General features: G+C 34.8%; 20 protein-coding genes and 1 other annotated feature. Of the genes, 1 reads left to right on the top strand and 19 read right to left on the bottom strand.

From position 1 onward, the window contains the following. Positions 1-138: 138 nt before the first annotated feature. Positions 139-352, top strand: a binding site (T-box leader). 106 nt (positions 353-458) lie between these two features. After that, a complete protein-coding gene (gene aspS, locus MKY49_RS09860) occupies positions 459-1,751 on the top strand; it encodes an aspartate--tRNA(Asn) ligase (protein WP_341386921.1) in 1,293 nt (430 codons plus the stop codon). Between the two features lie 177 nt (positions 1,752-1,928). Here aspS and MKY49_RS09855 read toward each other — a convergent pair whose 3' ends face one another. The 19 genes from MKY49_RS09855 to MKY49_RS09765 all read right to left on the bottom strand — a co-directional run bounded on the left by MKY49_RS09855 (position 1,929) and on the right by MKY49_RS09765 (position 18,211). Then, the gene (locus MKY49_RS09855) at positions 1,929-2,174 is read right to left on the bottom strand and encodes a cold-shock protein (protein ID WP_341386105.1); all 246 of its coding nucleotides are present in this window, start codon (positions 2,172-2,174) and stop codon (positions 1,929-1,931) included. Between the two features lie 318 nt (positions 2,175-2,492). Next, complete coding sequence (locus MKY49_RS09850; RefSeq protein WP_312506094.1) at positions 2,493-2,906, bottom strand: hypothetical protein; 414 nt, start codon at positions 2,904-2,906, stop codon at positions 2,493-2,495. A 198-nt stretch (positions 2,907-3,104) separates the two neighbouring features. Next, positions 3,105-4,331, bottom strand: coding sequence for a TolB family protein (locus MKY49_RS09845; RefSeq protein ID WP_274796940.1), 1,227 nt, complete (start codon positions 4,329-4,331; stop codon positions 3,105-3,107). Positions 4,332-4,588: 257 nt separating this feature from the next. Beyond that, positions 4,589-5,710 (bottom strand): S-layer homology domain-containing protein, encoded by a 1,122-nt coding sequence (locus MKY49_RS09840; RefSeq protein ID WP_341386104.1) that lies wholly within the window; start codon positions 5,708-5,710, stop codon positions 4,589-4,591. A gap of 357 nt (positions 5,711-6,067) precedes the next feature. After that, on the bottom strand, positions 6,068-6,526 hold the full coding sequence (locus MKY49_RS09835) for a GNAT family N-acetyltransferase (RefSeq protein ID WP_341386103.1): 459 nt from the start codon (positions 6,524-6,526) through the stop codon (positions 6,068-6,070). A gap of 359 nt (positions 6,527-6,885) precedes the next feature. Beyond that, positions 6,886-7,380, bottom strand: coding sequence for a hypothetical protein (locus MKY49_RS09830; protein WP_341386102.1), 495 nt, complete (start codon positions 7,378-7,380; stop codon positions 6,886-6,888). Next, the gene (locus MKY49_RS09825) at positions 7,380-7,583 is read right to left on the bottom strand and encodes a helix-turn-helix transcriptional regulator (RefSeq protein WP_312506099.1); all 204 of its coding nucleotides are present in this window, start codon (positions 7,581-7,583) and stop codon (positions 7,380-7,382) included. Before MKY49_RS09825 ends, MKY49_RS09830 begins: the two co-directional genes overlap by 1 nt. Before the next feature lie 363 nt (positions 7,584-7,946). Beyond that, positions 7,947-8,852, bottom strand: a complete 906-nt coding sequence (locus MKY49_RS09820) for an NAD(P)/FAD-dependent oxidoreductase (RefSeq protein WP_341386101.1) — start codon at positions 8,850-8,852, stop codon at positions 7,947-7,949. 280 nt (positions 8,853-9,132) lie between these two features. Next, positions 9,133-9,813 (bottom strand): TraR/DksA C4-type zinc finger protein, encoded by a 681-nt coding sequence (locus tag MKY49_RS09815; RefSeq protein WP_274796935.1) that lies wholly within the window; start codon positions 9,811-9,813, stop codon positions 9,133-9,135. Positions 9,814-10,002: 189 nt separating this feature from the next. After that, positions 10,003-10,233: a hypothetical protein gene (locus MKY49_RS09810; protein WP_341386100.1), complete on the bottom strand. Its 231-nt coding sequence runs from the start codon at positions 10,231-10,233 to the stop codon at positions 10,003-10,005. A gap of 153 nt (positions 10,234-10,386) precedes the next feature. Beyond that, a complete protein-coding gene (locus MKY49_RS09805) occupies positions 10,387-10,608 on the bottom strand; it encodes a phosphoglycerate mutase (protein WP_322604968.1) in 222 nt (73 codons plus the stop codon). A 339-nt stretch (positions 10,609-10,947) separates the two neighbouring features. Further along, a complete protein-coding gene (locus tag MKY49_RS09800; RefSeq protein WP_322604967.1) occupies positions 10,948-11,403 on the bottom strand; it encodes a hypothetical protein in 456 nt (151 codons plus the stop codon). Positions 11,404-11,595: 192 nt separating this feature from the next. Beyond that, positions 11,596-12,024, bottom strand: coding sequence for a hypothetical protein (locus MKY49_RS09795; protein ID WP_341386099.1), 429 nt, complete (start codon positions 12,022-12,024; stop codon positions 11,596-11,598). Positions 12,025-12,409: 385 nt separating this feature from the next. Continuing rightward, the gene (locus MKY49_RS09790) at positions 12,410-13,369 is read right to left on the bottom strand and encodes a serine hydrolase domain-containing protein (RefSeq protein ID WP_341386098.1); all 960 of its coding nucleotides are present in this window, start codon (positions 13,367-13,369) and stop codon (positions 12,410-12,412) included. Positions 13,370-13,534: 165 nt separating this feature from the next. Next, positions 13,535-14,320, bottom strand: coding sequence for a glucose 1-dehydrogenase (gene gdh / locus MKY49_RS09785; RefSeq protein ID WP_274796929.1), 786 nt, complete (start codon positions 14,318-14,320; stop codon positions 13,535-13,537). Positions 14,321-14,335: 15 nt separating this feature from the next. After that, positions 14,336-15,193 (bottom strand): RhaT/GlcU family sugar-proton symporter, encoded by an 858-nt coding sequence (locus tag MKY49_RS09780; protein ID WP_274796928.1) that lies wholly within the window; start codon positions 15,191-15,193, stop codon positions 14,336-14,338. A 531-nt stretch (positions 15,194-15,724) separates the two neighbouring features. Beyond that, on the bottom strand, positions 15,725-16,324 hold the full coding sequence (locus MKY49_RS09775; protein WP_322604964.1) for a nitroreductase family protein: 600 nt from the start codon (positions 16,322-16,324) through the stop codon (positions 15,725-15,727). A gap of 256 nt (positions 16,325-16,580) precedes the next feature. Further along, the gene (locus tag MKY49_RS09770) at positions 16,581-17,756 is read right to left on the bottom strand and encodes an MFS transporter (protein WP_341386097.1); all 1,176 of its coding nucleotides are present in this window, start codon (positions 17,754-17,756) and stop codon (positions 16,581-16,583) included. Positions 17,757-17,908: 152 nt separating this feature from the next. Further along, the gene (locus MKY49_RS09765; protein WP_274796925.1) at positions 17,909-18,211 is read right to left on the bottom strand and encodes an ArsR/SmtB family transcription factor; all 303 of its coding nucleotides are present in this window, start codon (positions 18,209-18,211) and stop codon (positions 17,909-17,911) included. Positions 18,212-18,364: the final 153 nt, after the last annotated feature.

Below are 18,364 nucleotides of genomic sequence, written 5' to 3'. Positions count from 1 at the left end.
GAAAAAATCCACTTGAACTATAGGGACTTTTCTACAATAAGGTCCCTATTTGGGGGTCACATTAAAAAATTTATTAGCAAAATCCAATAATTTTATTGAAAATACAAAAAAGTATGACTATAATAAATTTCAAATATTTAAAAAACGAAGAACAGAATAAGTATGTCATTCCCTTTAACGAAAGAGAGCAATCGGTAGCTGAAAAGATTGTGTTAAACAATGATTGAAAGACATCTGTGAGTGTTATCCTGAAAGAAGTAAGGATAGACGGTTTGCAACCGTTAAAAAGCAATGAGTTGGCTACATATGCAGCAATTAGGGTGGTACCGCGAGATAGGCTCTCGTCCCTGACAAATGTCAGGGGCGGGAGCTTTTTTATTTTAAGGAGGTGAGTGTCCGTGGATGATGACGATGATGATAAAAAAATAAAAGGATTAAAAATTTGGGAGGTAACCATCATGCATACAAATCTAAAACGTACACTTGCCAACGAGTGTATAAAAAAAGTGGGAGAAACGGTAAAAGTCCAAGGCTGGGTAAAAAAAGTAAGGCACCTTGGAAATATCAGTTTTTTAGTGATAAGAGAGCGAACTGGTGAACTGCAATGTGTTTTAGAAGGAGAACTTACTGGCGTCATTATCGAAACAGAAAGTGTTATCGAAGCTATCGGAGAAGTCGTTTCAACAAATAAAACAGGACTTGGCATTGAACTGCTTCTAAAGTCAGTAAAAGTGATTAACAAAAATAGTTTACTTCCTTTTGAAGTAAATAAAATAGAAGTAAACACAGGACTTGAGAACCTTTTAAATCATCGGGTATTATCACTCCGTCATGAAAAAATAGCTTCAATTTTTAAAATAAAATCAACTCTTGAAGAGGCATTTCGTGAATATTTAACAAATATGGGTTTTATCAGAATTTTTACACCAAAAATTGTTTCTCAAGGTGCGGAGGGTGGCGCCAATGTTTTTAAATTAAATTATTTTGGGAAAGAAGCATTCCTTGCACAATCCCCTCAATTTTATAAACAAATGATGGTGGCTTCAGGTCTTGAGCGTGTATTTGAAATTGGTCCTGTTTTCCGTGCGGAAGAGCACAACTCTTCAAGACATTTAAATGAATATATTTCTCTGGATCTTGAAATGGCTTTTATAGAAGATTATGAAGAATTAATGGTGCTAGAAACTGAAGTTATAAAATTTATGTTTGAAAAAGTAAAAGAAAAAAATGAAAACGAGTTAAAGCTTTTGAAAATTGAGGTCCCCACTATAACTGATATTCCAAAACTAACATTATATGAAGCTAGAGAAATTTTAAAGAAGTGTTATAAAAAAGAAATGCCAGAAGGTGACCTCAATACTGAAGGAGAAAAACTGATTGCAAACTATATAAAAGAAACGACGGGGAGTGAATTTGTCTTTATTACAGAGTACCCCAAAGAAAATAGACCAATGTATACAATGCCTGCAGAAAATGGATTAACTAAATCTTTTGACCTCTTATTTAAAGGTCTTGAAATCACATCTGGTGGCGAACGAATTCACGAATATGAAATGCTTGTAGCATCATTCAGAGAACAAGGACTTAACGAGGAAAACTTCCAAAATTATTTAAACACATTCAAATATGGTGTGCCACCGCATGGAGGTTTTGCTATTGGTCTGGAACGTTTAACAGCAAAACTCCTTGGATTAACGAACGTTCGGGAGGCAAGTGCTTTCCCGCGAGACATCAATAGATTAACTCCTTGAATGATCATTTCGGTAATTATTAAGCCCACTTCAAATAAGTGGGTTTTCTTTTTTAATAACGAAAGAAACTTCGGAACCCTTTTTATTAATTTGGCTTTTTCAAATTAGCCCTCCCTCTTCCTGGATATCGAAACATTATGAAGGAAAAAAGAAATGCCCTTGATGATTAATCATACTTTAATCAGAATTAATTATTACATTCTCCGCAACTTGTTTCTGTTCAGTAAAATTAGCCTTTTCTATTAAATCGAATGATACTTTTTGTCCTTCTTTAAGAAACCTGAATCCATCTGAAAACCTTTCGTTATCAGGTAAGATTGAACAGAAATGAACGAAAACATCATTTTTATTCTCTCCGTCAAGCATAATACGACCATTCCCCTTTTCTTCTTTAAACCATTTAACTATTCCCTCTCTTTTCATATCTTTTTGTCCTCCTATTCACACAACTACTTAAATCACCTAGATTTTAACATAAACATTTACAACTCTTTTTATATAATATTTGGCACAATCGAATTGTAGAAATGTGCCTGAGTAACGATAATAAATAAGAAATTGAGCTTTGGCATAGTACCTGATCTTGCGAAGGGCATTTAATTTAAGTTATGGAGTTGCTTTGGCAGCTCTTTTTTAGCAGGTGCTTTATGCAGCAAAAGCATTCCCAAATCAAAGTTAGGTAACAACACCCTAAACCTTGCTTTGGGAAGCTTTTTCTCCATCAACATTTGGATCAATATATTATTTTTTTGGATTTCGATTGATAAATTCAATAATATCGCTTCTCATATAAGATATAGCGTAATCATAATAAAAGTAACGGTCAATTTCCCCATTCTTTAGTGCTTTATCTAGTGCTTCAAATTGTTTTTCCGCTAGGTATGATATCAATTGTTGAGGATAGATCTCATGTTTTTCGGCCATTTCAGCTATCGTCTTTCCGCTATCCCATTCAGACCTGTATTCTTTTTCACTCATATCAAGGAACTTATAAAGATTTTCGTAATCATACGTAAAATGAAATGTTTGGGGAACTTTTCTCTCATAAATATCTTTAAATTCTTCGTTGTCTCTATTTGCAAAAACTCCTTCAACATTACCTGTTAGATTCAAGGTAATAAAAGCTATAAATACTAATACAAAAAGTCTTCTCATCTTTCGAACCCTCCATTTTACAACTATTGTTCCCGTTGGATTGCTATTCATACGTTTTGAATAGATTGATGGTGGCTATTGAATTGGACAAAACTCAATTATTTCTATAACTTTGAAAAACCATATCTAAATAACCACTCTCTATAGAAAAAGGCACCATTCTTTTTCAAGAATCGCGCCAGCTTGTTGTTAGATTTTTTAAGGGCTTTGCTTTGGTGTGAAAAATGTTGGGGCATAATCTACATTTTTGAGCCAAATATACTCTTGACCTGTTAAAGTATTTTTTACCCATACATCACCTTTCATTTGCTCTGCCTTCTTTCGAAACCAAGTAAGATAGGGTCCAACAACTTGAGGATCTTCGTCAAGTTCATTCTCCCCTGGAGATGTAATTTGTTTTTGCTCTCCCGTTCTTATGTTGATAGCGTAAAGAGCTGTGAACATAGTTGGTACAGGACCGACTTTCCACTCCTTGTTTTCTTTTGCACGAGCCACAATGACTAAATCTTTAGAGTACCATTCCAGATCAAGGTCTACAAAGCCTTCAGGTGTATATTCTTTTTGTTGTTTAATTGTAGGTATTTCGGCAATCGTCATGTGCTTGTTTTCAACGAAAAATCTTCCTTCTCCTGATATATAAGCTAATTCATTGGCGAATGGAGCCCACTTAAACCAATCTTTAAACCCTAACATTTTCCCCACAGCTTGAAAATATTTTCCTTGTGATGATAAAACACTTAATGTATTACTGTCCATTGACCAAGAAGCTGTAGGTACAACTAAAAAGCTAACCCACTTGCCGTCAGAACTCCACTTAAAATAATCGGCATCAATCCCAAATAAGTCAGGTACTTTCGTTTGAATTGTAAAAAAAGGCTTTATCTTATCCTTCGCAAGATTTGCATCTACCGGAATTCTATACAGTGGGATTGGGCTCCATCCTGTAGGAAGTAGGTTGGATTGTGATGAAACAATAAATTCTTTGCCGTTTGGAAACCATTCAAAAGCACTAACACCTAATGAGACATTTTCAAATCCTTGTGGGCGGCCATTCTGTATATTTGTCACATTTAATATACCTTGCTCGGTGTAGGCCAGCTGATTTTTGTTCGGTGACCATTTAAAGTCAGAGGTTACGACCCTTACGTAAGGTTGGTAGCTGTCTTTTTCCTTCCTATCATAAATGAATAAATCCGATTTTTCTCCCTTTTCATCACCATCAATATATCCAATGAAACGACCGTCATATGACCATTTCGGCGAATATATATAGCGGTCCTTCGTAAGTTGTATTTCTTGACTCCCCTCTTTGAGCCATAGCTGATGATCACGGATAAATACAGCTGTTAGTGGGGTTTCAGCATTTGCTATCGATGAAACATGAAAACAGAGTAGAGTGAGTAGTATTAAAATTCGAATTCCCACATCCATCTCTCCTACAATAATGATTTAACAATTACTTTGCCCAAATAGCTAACAATTATCCTATTCCCATAATCTGCACTTATACTAAAGAAAAAGCACGATTCTATCTATAGAATCGTGCCCTTTCATTGAATATCATAAATGATTGGAATATCAAATTGATGACTTTACCCTTTCTTAACAAGAGGCAAACGATGTTGAATTGTTAGACAATAAGAAAAAAAAGCGGATTTGAGATGAATCCGCTTTTTTTGTACTTAGTTGATCTCAGTTTCTAATGTTTCTTTCCAATCTTGGTCATCGTCATCTTCATCAAGAACAACATTATAAATTTTCCATTTACCATCATCATTTTTCTTAAGATAAGCAGTTCCTGATAAGTCAATTGTCGTGTTAAAAGACATATCTGGAGCTGTCAAAGATACTTTATATACTAAGTTATCAATGCGGACTTCAGCAAAATGATTACTTACAGAAACAGCATTGATCTCATTTTCACCAATCTGTTCCATTGTGAATTTAATATCTGATTCTTCAATCATACCTGTCATATCCAAACTATCCAGTGAATAAGCCAGTTGGTAACCAATTGTCGTATCACGATAAAGGGCTTTTAATGCTTCTACATCTTGTTGTTTAGTGAATTTCATCTCATCTTTAATGTTACGATCAACTGTTTGAATGATTGCAAGTTGATCTTCATCTGTTCCTGGCACTAGATGCAAGGCACGGTCAATCATCACGATCGCTTCAGCACGAGTTGCATCATTGTAAGGTTTGAAGATATCTCCGTACCCTTTGATAATTCCTAAAGCTGCCGTTTTCATAACCGCTTCATAAGCAAAATTCCCCTGTGGTACATCAGGAAATGCTTTTCCTGTTGCTGTAAAATCAAGCTTTGTCTTGAATGCACGGTAAATCATGACTGCCATTTCATTACGTGTAATCTTATCATTCGGTCGAAAAGCACCGTCTGGTTTACCATTGATAATGCCTTGGCTACTGGCAACCTTAACATACTCGTAATACCAATTTGCCGGTTTTACATCAGGGAACGTTTTTACTGTTTCACCTGCACGTAGATTCATTGAATTCACTAAAATTTTCGTAAATTCAGCACGAGTAATCGAATTTTTTGGTTTTACTGAGACGTATGTATATTCATATTTCTCTCCATCTTCCTCAAACGATTCTGTTTCCACATATCCGTCAATAATATCCGCATACAAGAAACGCTCCAATTCATTGTATGCCCAATGATCATAATCGACATCATCCATATAATACAAATCAATGGATTTTTCTGCTGCTTCTGCTGGAGAAACGGTAATAAACCCAAATAGTACAAGGGAAGATAATAAAACATATAGTGCTTTCATTGGTTTGCCTCTACTTTCTTCTATTAAATTTTTTCCAATAGTCGTAGTTTACATGACTGCTACAAATTTTAATAGACTGTAAAATATGGAAATATAATATGTTTTCGAGTAAGACGATTTCTATACAATTACCGTAATCTGGTAGAGGTTTTTAGCTATTGTTTTCGGTTACCTTTAAAAGGATCATTACTACCGAAAAGAAAGTATTTCAGTGAAGGGATTTTCCAGGGGGCAAAGGAGTTTGATTGGGAAGAAAAGTAAGAATTGCTGAATTCTAGAAAGACGCTATTCTTATTCTGAAAAGCGTCCTGGTGGAAGTCTGTTATTCAATTAAAACATCCGCTAGTAATAAAAAAATTATTCAAGCTTTAGTTTTAAACCTTCGTGCGTTGCTTTAAAACCTATTCGCTCATAAAACTTTAACGCATCTGGCCTTTGTTTATCAGTTGTAAGTTGAACAATATGACATCCACGTTCTTTCGCACGCTGAATTGCCCATTTTATAAGTCCAGTACCTACACCCATTCCTCTTACAGTAGAAGAAATTCTAACTCCCTCAATAGTAGCTCGCCATCCACCTGTATGTGTTAGATAAGGAGTAAACGTAATTTGTTGTACGCCAATCACTTCATTACCGTGACATGCCACTATTAACTCGTTATTAGGGTCGGATGTAATAGCCTCAAATGCTTTTTTATAACTATCGGGAAGTGGATGCTCATACCGCTCTCGGGTACGTCCCAAAACATCATCTGCAAGCATTGCAACAATACTTTCTAAATCTTGCTCTGTAGCTATTCTATATTCTGTTTCCAATTAAATCCCTCCTTGAATAATCAGTCTTTGATTATCCACTTTCGTGAAAGTTCAAATTGTGCAATTAATTACTTGAAACACTATTTAAGTGCATTTTTGTAGAAAATATTATCAACAGCTTGATCATCAAATAGCATTACCAATCCCCCTTTTTCTTTAACATATCACATACAGTCTATAAATAATAATAGGGGTTAATTATAAAAATTCATAAATTTTCCTTATGACCTAAATCAACCAATTGCCCTCGAATGGAAACAGTTCCAAATCGATATTGCCAAATAATAATGTTCTTTTCATTTAGAAAAAAACACCCCTATAGATTACAAAATCTAAAGGGGAAAAACGTTAAAGGAAATCTAGTAGGTTACCTCGGAATCTTCTTGCTTTGGTGTAAATGCGATAAAAAGTGCAATTAAATTAGGTGGGATACTAAATATTAAGAACAGCCAGTTTGTCGTCAGGATCGAAATTATTGTAAAAACGATAATTGATGTAACAAAGACGATTATACCAATTTTCACGCGGGAGGGCTTCAACGGGGCTGTACTGGACATGTTAATGCTCAAAATAATTCCAATGATTCCCCAACTCGCTATGTGTGTTAATAAAAGGATACCTAAAACCATAGCAGTGCTTAATTCTATTCCAAAAATGATTAACGTAAAGAAAACATACAGCGCTCCTAACGTCACATACCATGAATAGGATCTCGCCTTTTGCCAAATATGGTAGTACAGCTCGTCTAATCCTCTATTTTTTCTAGCTTTCCTTCGTCCGAACCACCATCCAAGGAGTCCACCTATCACTCCCCCATACAATCCAATCATACCCCAGATATTAAGCTCCATCATTACATTCTCCCCTCTTCAAATATAAACACTTCTTCAATTGTGCTATTGAAAGCTTTAGAAATGTTGTAAGCAAGCTCTAAGGATGGATTGAATTTTCCTGATTCAATAGCAATGATTGATTGCCGTGAGACACCTACTTGTCTCGACAATTCTTCCTGAGTAATCTTCTTCAATTTTCGTAATTCTCGAATTCTGTTTTTCATATAGCCTCCTTTATAAATGTAAAGCAAACTGTACATTTATCAATAGGTAAAGTTTACTTTACATATTTATATATGTCAAGCAAACTTTACAATTTAATTTTTAGTTAAAAAAACAAAAAGCAAAACGTGTAGAGTAAAGAATTAATGAAATAAAAAACGCATTCCTTACTAAAGAAATGCGCTGGATTATACGATGCTATGCCCTTCAATCCTTTTTAAACAACAAGAAAAAAACGAATTCTAAAATCAAAATCCGTTCTTTCGATCTTATATGAATTCTAATGCAATGATGTGGCAACCCATTGGCGCTGATGGGTCATACTAGCTATGCTTTTATATAAATGAAGGAGAGGTTTTTGACAATTAAAAGCGTTCCATCGTTAGATCCGTATTTACTGAAACCGCAGCTTTATTACCTTTAGCAGCTGATATCATTAAAGAGGATGGTTTTGATCTTTCGGTCTCCCCTGCAATATATACGTTTTTTTGGGTTGTTCTACCAACACCATCTGTTATAACTTTCCCATCTTCTTGTATGTCACAGCCTAGCTTCTCAGCAAATTGATTTGGGCGATAATAAGATGGGGCAACAAATCCACCCGTTCTATTTATTGTTGCTCCTGTTTCAAACTCTATTTTTTGTAAATAACCGTCATTACCTAATAAGTCTTTTATCTTTTCCGATATAATTTTGATATGGTGTTTTTGTAACTCTGTTTTGCCTTCTTCAGATAATTGAACTCCGTTCGTTAAGACAACCAAATCCTGCGACCAATTATAAATTAACTTAGTCAAATGCAGTACATGCTCTTCTTTTTCTGCAATAACCACTAATGGCTTATCTTTTTGCTCCCAGCCATCACAATACGGACAACTAAATAGGCTTTTGCCATAAAACTCTCTCATATTGGGTATAGTAAATATTTCCTGAATACCTGTGGCGAGTATTATTTTTTCTGAAACAAATTCCTGACTAGTAGCTGTTTTAACAGTAAATCGCTCATTACCTGTATCCTTAATGATTTCCGTAACAGTTGCAGTAAAATATGATACGGATGGGTAAATCTCCAGCTCTTTCAACGCTTTTTCTTTAAACGCTTGTGGGTCTATCCCATCACGAGTAATAAATCCATGTGAAGCTTGTGTCACTCTATTCCTATTCGTTCCATCGTCCAATAATGCAATGTTTCTCCTTGCCCTTCCTAAAGTTAAGCTAGCACTTAACCCAGAAGCACCTCCACCTATAATGATACAATCAAGGACATTCATTTTTTTACCTCCGTATTGATTTGGTTTTCTATAGAAGTGTTATTTGCATTAGAGGACTAGATTATTTCATACATCATGGATTTCCATTCTTTACACACACTACTATTGAATATGAGATACGGTGTATTTAGCTCAACTGAAATAATCCATAGTTCATGCGTTAATATGACTGAAAAAGGCACAATTCATCTTCGAGAATTGCGCCACTATTGTGGAATATCGTTTATTAAGCTAAAGTAACTGTTACTTTAATAACGCATTTTGTCAGACTTTTTTTGATTTAATCCTCTAAATAATCAAATTTTCTCGCGTGTTCTACTTCTTGAATGGAAACTTGGCGTGTTAATTCATCTGTTTCGGAGATATGGTAGGAATCCCATTCATCATTAACGGCAATTTCTTCAGGGTCTTCATATAATTCATCATAATTTTCAAAGTCCCCCTCAAAATCGGACGGAGATTCGGAAGTTCCGTATTTTGCTACAACCTGAAACACATCTTCATAATCATGAATATCATCCTTGTCATCTCGGCCAGAAAAAGAATTGTCAACTGGAGGAAGCATCACTTGCTCTTCAACCGGTCGATCGGTTGGAACGTCTTTTGCTGTATGTTCAATACAAAAAGCGGTATAAGGCAATGCTACCAATCGATCATATGGGATATCTTGTTGACAAACTTCACACACGCCGTAGGTTCCGTCCTCAATCTTTTGTAAGGCGGCATTTACTTTTGCTAACTCATCATCGTCATGGACTTTTAACGCCATATCTTTTTCACGTTCATATAATTCAGTACCTAAATCTGCTGGATGATTATCGATCGTTGACAATTCATCAACAGAATCCCGTAAACTTCCTCGTTCTAAATATTCATCATCTGTATCCATTCTTCGTTGAAGCGAGTGTTTTTGTTCAATTAACATATTTTTTAACTTTGATATTTTTTTCTCACTTAGCATCGTCATCACGTCCTTTTCATTATTATGAACGAATATGATTTTAATTATTTGCTAAAGGATAAGTTTAAATACAAAAACGAAAAGACAAAAAATAAAAATAGTACTAAACCTACTACAAATTACACATTGTATCTCTAATATGAAATAAACATTTCTTAGAGCAATACACCTAATGATGAAAAGCAACAATTATCCAAAGTAATTATGAAAACACCAAACAACAAGAAAAATACTTACTATTCCCCAAGCAGTAGTACTCCATATCCACCAAAGAACAGATTTAGCTTTTGATAAATTTTCCTCATCTTCCATATTTACTTTTGTCAAGGCGACCTTATTTTCCATACCTTTTTTCATAGAAATGAGAACAACAAATCCAATTAAAATGAAACCAATTGTTATCCAAAGTAATAGGTCCACTTTTACACTCCCTTTATACAAAATAAAGTACCCTGTGAAAATAATAATTATTCCATTAAATGCTGAAACTTAATGTTCCCAAAGCGTAGTTTGGAATAATTGTTTCTAAATGTTGATTTAAAGTGTTCCTGAATTTGAATTTAATATATTGGTTCAGCAATCTATATTTATATCATAGTGTATATTCATCTTAATTTTGTTCAACTCTTTATCAATTTTGGAAATTAACTTATGTAACTCTTCATTTTCTAAAGCGGAAAAGGTTTCTCCTCTCTGTTTGTTTAAAATCACAGTTTGATTAATCAGCCTCAAACAAGATTTAATCAATGCTAAATCAATATTTATTGCTTCTTTACTTGTGTCTAATCCATACATTTGCACCACTCCTTACTATGAATTATATGTCAGTTGTATTTACTTTTCTACCAAATAGTGGGTGTGTGAAAAACGCAATAGTGGTAGAGTACAATAATCCTTAGAGGATATTAAAAAGGCTTCACAAACTGTCATTTCGACCATTCGTTAAAGAATACTATGGCCCTTTTCATGAAGAAAGACGCTTTCCTTATTAGAAAAGCGCCCGGCTGTTGAAGATTGAAAAGACTTAATATGGTGGGATGCCCTATAAATTCCATCTTAATTAGTAAAGGGCGTTCTTACTATATTCTTCTCCTCAGCATCAATCAATAGATAAAAAAATGTTCACGACTTTTTCTATAGAGTCACAGACAAATCTGTCAGCTCAAAATACCACTCTAGGAAAGAGTTAAAGCTTTTCCATTGTGAAGTCAATTTACCCGCAAAAAAATCTTCCATCTGCTGGCCCAAACCTAGGCCTAACACTTCGTCAGTATTCTTGTTATAAAAAAAGCCGAACTCCCCATCAAAATTATCCAATGGAATATAGTCTTCAGGCAGGTTTAACACGACATGAGTTCTCTTCATGCCTAACAGATAATCAGAAGTATTGATCATAAACCAACAAATCTGATAGATTTCACGTCGTCTACTAAAGAAAGTCGGCCCATCCTCAGCATGCAAATAAAAAGTAGCAAAATCAGAACCCAAATCGATGTCTAACTTTACTAAAGCTTCTTTATACTCCTCTTCAATGTCTTCAAACCACCAGTTTTTACTTTTGCAATAGTTGATTACTTTTTCCGATAGCATCTCGACTGCTCCTTGCTATTTAATAAACTATATGTAAATATATTCCTAAGTATATCATATCTCCTTTCCTATTAATTGAAAGTAATCACGTCCATTCACACTCCTCTTCTCTTCCTCTAAATAAAAAAAGGCACAATTTTTGCTTCGAAACTGCGCCTGATAAATCATCATTAAAATAAAAGTCCCCATTAGTTAAACAAATTTTATATTTTTCTTCACAGAAATTTCTACCATAGAATAAAATAAACCTGCAATCCCAAATAAAATAATTGAGCTGACAATATTTAAATGATATTCTACAATAAAACGAGAACCATATATGACTATTAAAGAAAAAGCCCCTATTCCCCCACCAAATAAAGTAAAGGTAGCCATTTTAAACATCTGATTTTTCATAAATTTTCTGAGAATAAATGTTAATGGCCAAAATGTAAGAGGGTATAGAATGAAAGCATAGGAACCCATTAGGAATACATAACCAATTCCAAAATCACGAAGTCCTGTCATGTATTCTGATGTCCTGATTTTATTTCCTTCTAAAATTTCTAATCCCACACCAGCTAAGGCAAACAGCACGATAAAAGGTACCCACATAATTAAACAATGATAAATAGTTTTCATTCTAATTCTTCCTCTTATGATATTTTACTATTAATGCACTTCTTAACAAATTTAACGAAACTAGAGGAATAAAGTTACAATGTATCTTCTACTAACTGGTCAACAATCAAGATTGCGGCATTTTCTTTTCAACTGCTAATTGCTTTGGTTAATGCAACTCTATTATTCACCTACCGCTGTAACAGCAATGCTCCAGACAATGAATACAAAAGATATAGTTAACTTCTTTTTTTATTTTCTTTATTATTTCAACAAGGTTTAGACAAAATGTAATAGCTAAAATTGGCATTACATAAATACTAATGAACGTAAATACTATCATCTATAAAACATTCACCTCCACTATGGTTATTCAAGCTTCTCACTATATCACTTAGTTTTTTACTCAATCCTCATAAGGAGGAACCGCAGTTTGACTTGCTCCACTATCTCTCTCATCCTGCCAACTTTTTAATAGCTCTTCAAAAAAGATTCTTGGTGCTGATTGCTGTTCTTGGAGATGGCTTTTTACCACTGCCATAATATTTAATTTCGGAACAATAAATATATATTGCCCAAATATACCATTCGCATAATAATAATCATTCGGGGTGTTAGAATGATTATTTTCATAAGTCCATAGCTGATAACCATATCCATAAGTTCCTTCATTTGTTTTTTTCACTTGATTATATGGTCTTGTTGCTTGATGGAGCCAGTTGGATGAAAGGATCTGACTTGAATTAAATTGCCCTTCGTTTAAAAATAACAATCCAAGCTTCACCATATCCTCAAGATATAATGAAATACTGAAACCACCCCCGTTAACTCCTTGTGGATCCTTTAGCCAAGTGTATTTATTTATCCCCAGCGAATGAAAAAGATATTTTTCGGCAAATGAAGCAGTGGAAATTCCAGAAATTTTTTGTATGATTGCACTTAGTAAATGGGAGTCTCCTGAATTATACTGAAAGGTTGAACCAGGTTTATGTATAATTGGCTGTTCTAGTATGTATTTAACCCAGTTTTTTGACCCCTGGAAATTTCCTATTTGTAACCCCGAAGTCATAGTCAACAAATGAAATATTGTAATTTCTTTCTTTTGCGGATCATTAGACTCTAATATCTCTGGAAAATAGTTTTGAATGGATTCGTGAATATTTTTAATTAACCCTTTATCTACCATAATTCCAATTAAAATAGAAACAATGCTCTTTGTAATGGAATTTACCTTTAAAGGCTTCTCGACTACCTTTTTATTCTTCAAGTACTCGTAGATTCGAGTATCCCCTTTATGAATGACAAAAGCTTCAATTCTAATGCCTTTAAGTTTCTTTTCTAACTCATTTAACGATAATTTACTCAAACTTCAAATCCACCCCTTTCACAAACATCCTACTCATATGTATTCTATTTATCTTGGGATTTTCCTCCAAATAATACATTAATTAAATTAAAAGGCATTGGAAGTGGCAAACGCCAGCCTCCAATGCCTAAAGACAAATGCATGATTAATTGTCGGTGCTGTTACTTACCCACGACCAGCTTGGAAATCAGGATATAAAGTCATTCCACCATCTGCAAATAAAGTGATTCCTGTTACATAGCTAGCTTGGGAAGAAGCAAGCCATGCCGCTACGGCTGCAATTTCTTCAGGTTTTCCGATATACCCCATCGGTACCATGCTTTCTACATCTGCACGTTTTGCTGGATCTGCAAATTTTTCCGCATTTATTGGTGTATTAATCGCTCCAGGCCCGATGTTGTTGATACGGATTCCTTTAGGAGCATATTCTAACGCTAATGTTTGTGTCATCAGCTTAATTCCCCCTTTACTTGCTGCGTAATGCACAAACAAAGGCCATGGGATCATTTCGTGAACACTAGACATATTGATAACAGACCCTTTAATATCGTTCTCCACGAAGTATTTAATTGCTTCTCGACTTCCTAAAAACGCACCCGTTAAATTGGTATTGATGACTCTATTCCAGTCACTTAACGGCATTTCATGTGAAGCTACTGGATTTTCAATACCTGCATTATTAATCATCACATCGAGGGTTCCAAATTTATTCACAGCAGTCTGTACTAGGTTGATGACATCCTCTTCAACTGTCACATCACCTTTTACAGCTATGGCATCCCCACCTGCTTTTTTTACTCCCTCAACAACAGCATTGGCCTCATTTTCATCTGAGCGGAAATTAACGATAACTTTTGCTTTCTCCTCACCAAAGCGTAATGCCATTGCTTTTCCTAATCCTGTTGAAGCACCTGTAATAACAATAACTTTTCCTTCTAAATCTGAATACATGTAAAATCCTCCTTCTTATCCTTTCGCCATCCCTAACATAATTCCAGCGGCGACAATAAAAATAATCCCAATTACTATAGCTATCATTTGACGTTTTGTTTTTTTCTCACCAATGATAAATATTCCACCTAAAGTTGAAATCACGATTCCCATTTGGGAAAGTGAAAAACTCGTGGCTACTCCGACACGTGGCTGAGAAATAAATAAAAACATATTCCCCGCAGCCCAAATTAAACCAGGGATAATATTACGGATTGCATATTTGTTAAATGGTTTATGCTTAAAGGTTAATAAAATCCCACCTATAACCATCCCGATTGCTTGTGGCAATAAAGCAGACCAACCATTGACATCAAACAAGCGAACTACAACCACATAGACTAAATATCCGAATGTTGAAACAAGGAGAATTAATATCCCTTTTTTCAAATTGCCACCATTGTCCTCTTTTTTCTCTTCTGGATTCGGAAGAGATGTAAGAACAATCCCAACAATAATACTAATAAGCGCCAGAACACCTAATATAACCGACATTGTTGTTGACCATTCATGAAACACAATAACGCCAAATAAAGTTGTGGCTACTAACTGTAAACCTGTTGAAATCGGCATGGTTTTAGATACACCCATTAAATCAATACTTTTTAATTGATTTGCTTGTCCTAATGCCCAAAAAAGACCTGAAACAATGCCGACCCCCAAAACTACAGGTGTCAGTTCTGGTTTAACTACAAAATAAACCCCTATGGAGAAGAGCAGTGCACCAATTGTTGTTCCAAGTACTTGACTATAGGGACCACCACCAAGCTTGACATTAAAGAGCACAATACTTCCCCAAAACAGAGCTGGTAAAATCGCTAGGAAGATATCCATCTTTTGCTCCCCTATCTATAATATATTTTTTATTGATTGGCCATTTTGCCCAGTACTGTACGTTTCGCTTGCAATATGACAGCTCTTTGCATGTTTATTACGATTAGTAGTTTTTCTCATTTTAAGGAGAGAAGCACAATAGTAATATGAAACGTAACAAAAACTTTTATACCATTGATATAAAAACGGACTTAAAACTAAATGAGAACCAAATCAAAGAGTTCATTGCCAAAACAACCTATCTGCATTACAAACCTGTTGATATTGAACAATTGATACTCATGTAGAAAAACCTCCTTTCAACATATCTCGAATTCAAGATAGTTATTAATCAATATCTCAAATTCGAGATATTATTTACGAGTAAAATCATATTCCCACGTCACAGATTTGTCAATAAAACAAAATTTGGAAAACCAATAAAAAATCTATTGGTTCGTTGAATGAATGCTACTATTTGTTAAGAAACTAAAGTATCTTTCGTACAAAAAAACCAGTTCCGCAATGGTACTGGTTAGAAATATATATTCATTACTTAAAAAATTTAATTCGTTCTTCAAGTGGGCGGAATTCTTTTTCACCAGGTGTGACTGTTGGATTTCCAAATGGCATTTGCGCAATAAGCTTCCAATTTTCAGGTATAGACCATTCTTTTTTTACTTCATCATCAATTAGTGGATTATAATGTTGTAAAGAAGCTCCTAATCCTTCTGCTTCCAATCCTGCCCACACTACTAATTGGTGCATACCTGATGCTTGATTTGACCAAATTGGAAAGTTCTCAGCATAGGGAGCAAATTGCTCTTGAAGCGATTTAACTACAGCCTCATCTTCAAAGAATAATACGGTGCCATACCCTGCCTTAAAGGAATCCATTTTTTGTTGAGTTGCTGAAAAGTCTTGGTCTCCAACTACTTTTCTTAATGTTTCAGTTGTGATGTCCCATAATTTATTATGTGCTTCACCTGATAATACAATCAAACGTGCAGATTGAGAATTGAATGCTGATGGCGTATATTTCACAGCAAATTCTACAATTTCTTTAATTCTTTCATCCGATATTTTTACCTCTTTACCAATTCCGTAGTAAGATCGTCTTTCTTTAAGTGTCGTATAGAAATCTTTAGCCATAATTTTGTTCCTCCAGAAAATATTTTTTAACATGGTATCTGTCGCTAGATATTATGACTAACTAATTTGTTTTATATTTATAAAAATATATTGCCCAAACAAAAATTAACGTATTTAACTAGTGGATGTAAGAAAAGAAAACCATGGATATATCTTATTTAGATTTTCCATGGCATCGAAAAATGTTATTAATTTTTATAATGGGCATTCCTAACTCAGCAGATAAATTTTAAAAACCGATTTTTCTGCTAAACTGTTAGGCTTTTTTATACTCTACGGAGGTCGTGCTTGACTGGGCTCGAGAAAGCGCCATCGTTGCGCCAATAGCTATCGTAACTCCTAATGCACCTATCCAAGTAACTGAAGATAGTGATATTTTCTCCACAAAAACACCTCCAATTCCTGCTCCAGCAGCCATTGCCAGTTGCATTACGGATTGATTTAAGCCTAATAAGATACCAGATGATTCTGGCTCGATGGTAGCCAAGTTATATTGTTGTGTTGGTCCCGATGTCCATGCTGCAAATGACCATAGTATTAACACTATTAATACACTAATATAGGAGTTTGTTACGACAGATAATAATACTAACATGATAATATGTAACAGCATGCCACCTATCAATGTTTTTTGGACTCCCCAACGATCTGTACTAAATCCACCAAATTTAGAACCAAACAAGCTTGCGATACCGAAAATTAGTAATACGCCACTTAGATAGTTTTTCCCTATTCCTGATACATGTAACAAGTATGGTGAAAGGTACGTGTAAGCAATTGAGTACCCACCAACCCAGAAAAAAGTAATGGCTAATCCAATTGCCACCTTTCTTTTCTTTAAAAGTGCCAACTGCTTAACTAATGGTACAGATTTATCACCCTCAATAAGTGGAATCGTCGCTCTTATTATAATGATTGCAATAATTCCTAGTAGTGCTATCCCGCCAAATACCGCTTTCCAACCAAATGCGCTAGAAATAATTCTGCCAACGGGCACCCCTATAATTAATGAAGCTGTAAAGCCCATAACCACTGTAGCAATTGAGCTGCCTTGCTTCCCTTCTGGTGCAATTTTTGCAGCGATCGTTAATGCAGTAACTACGACCATCCCTGCTCCAAGTGCCATAATGACACGAGCCATCACAAATAATCCGTAACCAGGTAGGATGAACGCTAAGATATTACCTATTACGAACAAACCTAGCGAAAAAATCATTAACTTACGTCTATCCATACTAGACGTTATTCCCATAAAAATAGGTGTAAATATTGCATATACAAGCGAAAATATTGTAATTAATTGACCTGCGGCAGCTAAAGTTATGCCAAGTGAATCGGCTATCGTATCTAAAATTCCTGAAATTATATATTCAGAAGTTCCTACTAAAAAACTGACGATAGCCAAAATATAAATCTTTATTGTGTTAGACAAGTGATGTCACTCCTTTAAATCATTTATACATACATATATATAGACATATCTCAAATTATCGATATGTTAGTTCAAAAAAATATAAAATTTTCTAGCTAGCCTAAATGAAACTGAACTCTTTAAAGAACGCACAAAGAATTCAGTTTCACTCGTTATTTCTTTTGCTTCAAGAATTCAGCGATTCCATTGATGGCATCTTCATTTCTTTTATAATAAGTAAACTTTCCTATACGGTCAGCCTTTATAAGACCAACCTGTAAGAGCATGGAAAGATAATGAGATGCTGTCGATTGCGTCATGTTCAATTTTTCTGTTATTTGACTAACGCAAACCCCTGTTTCGTTCATATCAATCCCTTCATGGGGCTTAAAATGGAGATCCGGTTCCTTGAGCCATTCTAAAATTTGCAACCTTGCTTCATTGGATAATGCTTTAAAAATATCAACTTGTTTCATACAAATTATTGTATCGAGAATTATCGAAATGTCAAGTGCGCACTCTTTTTCGAAGCCATATAGGATTCATCCTCAATAAAACTAACTTGCACATTTCATTATATCGAGAATTATCGATACGTCAAGTGTGAATTGCGCTCTTTTGTTCAGTTA

Origin of the sequence: Lysinibacillus sp. FSL M8-0134 (assembly GCF_038069745.1) — a bacterium.
GTDB lineage: Bacteria > Bacillota > Bacilli > Bacillales_A > Planococcaceae > Lysinibacillus > Lysinibacillus irui.
The sequence above is the reverse complement of the archived record's forward strand: the minus strand, read 5'-3'. Positions and strand labels throughout refer to the sequence as shown.

What these genes read in the sequence shown, in the direction of transcription:
- aspS (WP_341386921.1), top strand. Translation starts at nt 459, where the DNA reads ATGCATACAAATCTAAAACGTACACTTGCCAACGAGTGTATAAAAAAA.
- MKY49_RS09855 (WP_341386105.1), bottom strand. Translation starts at nt 2,174, where the DNA reads ATGAAAAGAGAGGGAATAGTTAAATGGTTTAAAGAAGAAAAGGGGAAT.
- MKY49_RS09850 (WP_312506094.1), bottom strand. Translation starts at nt 2,906, where the DNA reads ATGAGAAGACTTTTTGTATTAGTATTTATAGCTTTTATTACCTTGAAT.
- MKY49_RS09840 (WP_341386104.1), bottom strand. Translation starts at nt 5,710, where the DNA reads ATGAAAGCACTATATGTTTTATTATCTTCCCTTGTACTATTTGGGTTT.
- MKY49_RS09830 (WP_341386102.1), bottom strand. Translation starts at nt 7,380, where the DNA reads ATGATGGAGCTTAATATCTGGGGTATGATTGGATTGTATGGGGGAGTG.
- MKY49_RS09825 (WP_312506099.1), bottom strand. Translation starts at nt 7,583, where the DNA reads ATGAAAAACAGAATTCGAGAATTACGAAAATTGAAGAAGATTACTCAG.
- MKY49_RS09820 (WP_341386101.1), bottom strand. Translation starts at nt 8,852, where the DNA reads ATGAATGTCCTTGATTGTATCATTATAGGTGGAGGTGCTTCTGGGTTA.
- MKY49_RS09815 (WP_274796935.1), bottom strand. Translation starts at nt 9,813, where the DNA reads ATGCTAAGTGAGAAAAAAATATCAAAGTTAAAAAATATGTTAATTGAA.
- MKY49_RS09805 (WP_322604968.1), bottom strand. Translation starts at nt 10,608, where the DNA reads ATGTATGGATTAGACACAAGTAAAGAAGCAATAAATATTGATTTAGCA.
- MKY49_RS09800 (WP_322604967.1), bottom strand. Translation starts at nt 11,403, where the DNA reads ATGCTATCGGAAAAAGTAATCAACTATTGCAAAAGTAAAAACTGGTGG.
- MKY49_RS09795 (WP_341386099.1), bottom strand. Translation starts at nt 12,024, where the DNA reads ATGAAAACTATTTATCATTGTTTAATTATGTGGGTACCTTTTATCGTG.
- gdh (WP_274796929.1), bottom strand. Translation starts at nt 14,320, where the DNA reads ATGTATTCAGATTTAGAAGGAAAAGTTATTGTTATTACAGGTGCTTCA.
- MKY49_RS09780 (WP_274796928.1), bottom strand. Translation starts at nt 15,193, where the DNA reads ATGGATATCTTCCTAGCGATTTTACCAGCTCTGTTTTGGGGAAGTATT.
- MKY49_RS09775 (WP_322604964.1), bottom strand. Translation starts at nt 16,324, where the DNA reads ATGGCTAAAGATTTCTATACGACACTTAAAGAAAGACGATCTTACTAC.
- MKY49_RS09765 (WP_274796925.1), bottom strand. Translation starts at nt 18,211, where the DNA reads ATGAAACAAGTTGATATTTTTAAAGCATTATCCAATGAAGCAAGGTTG.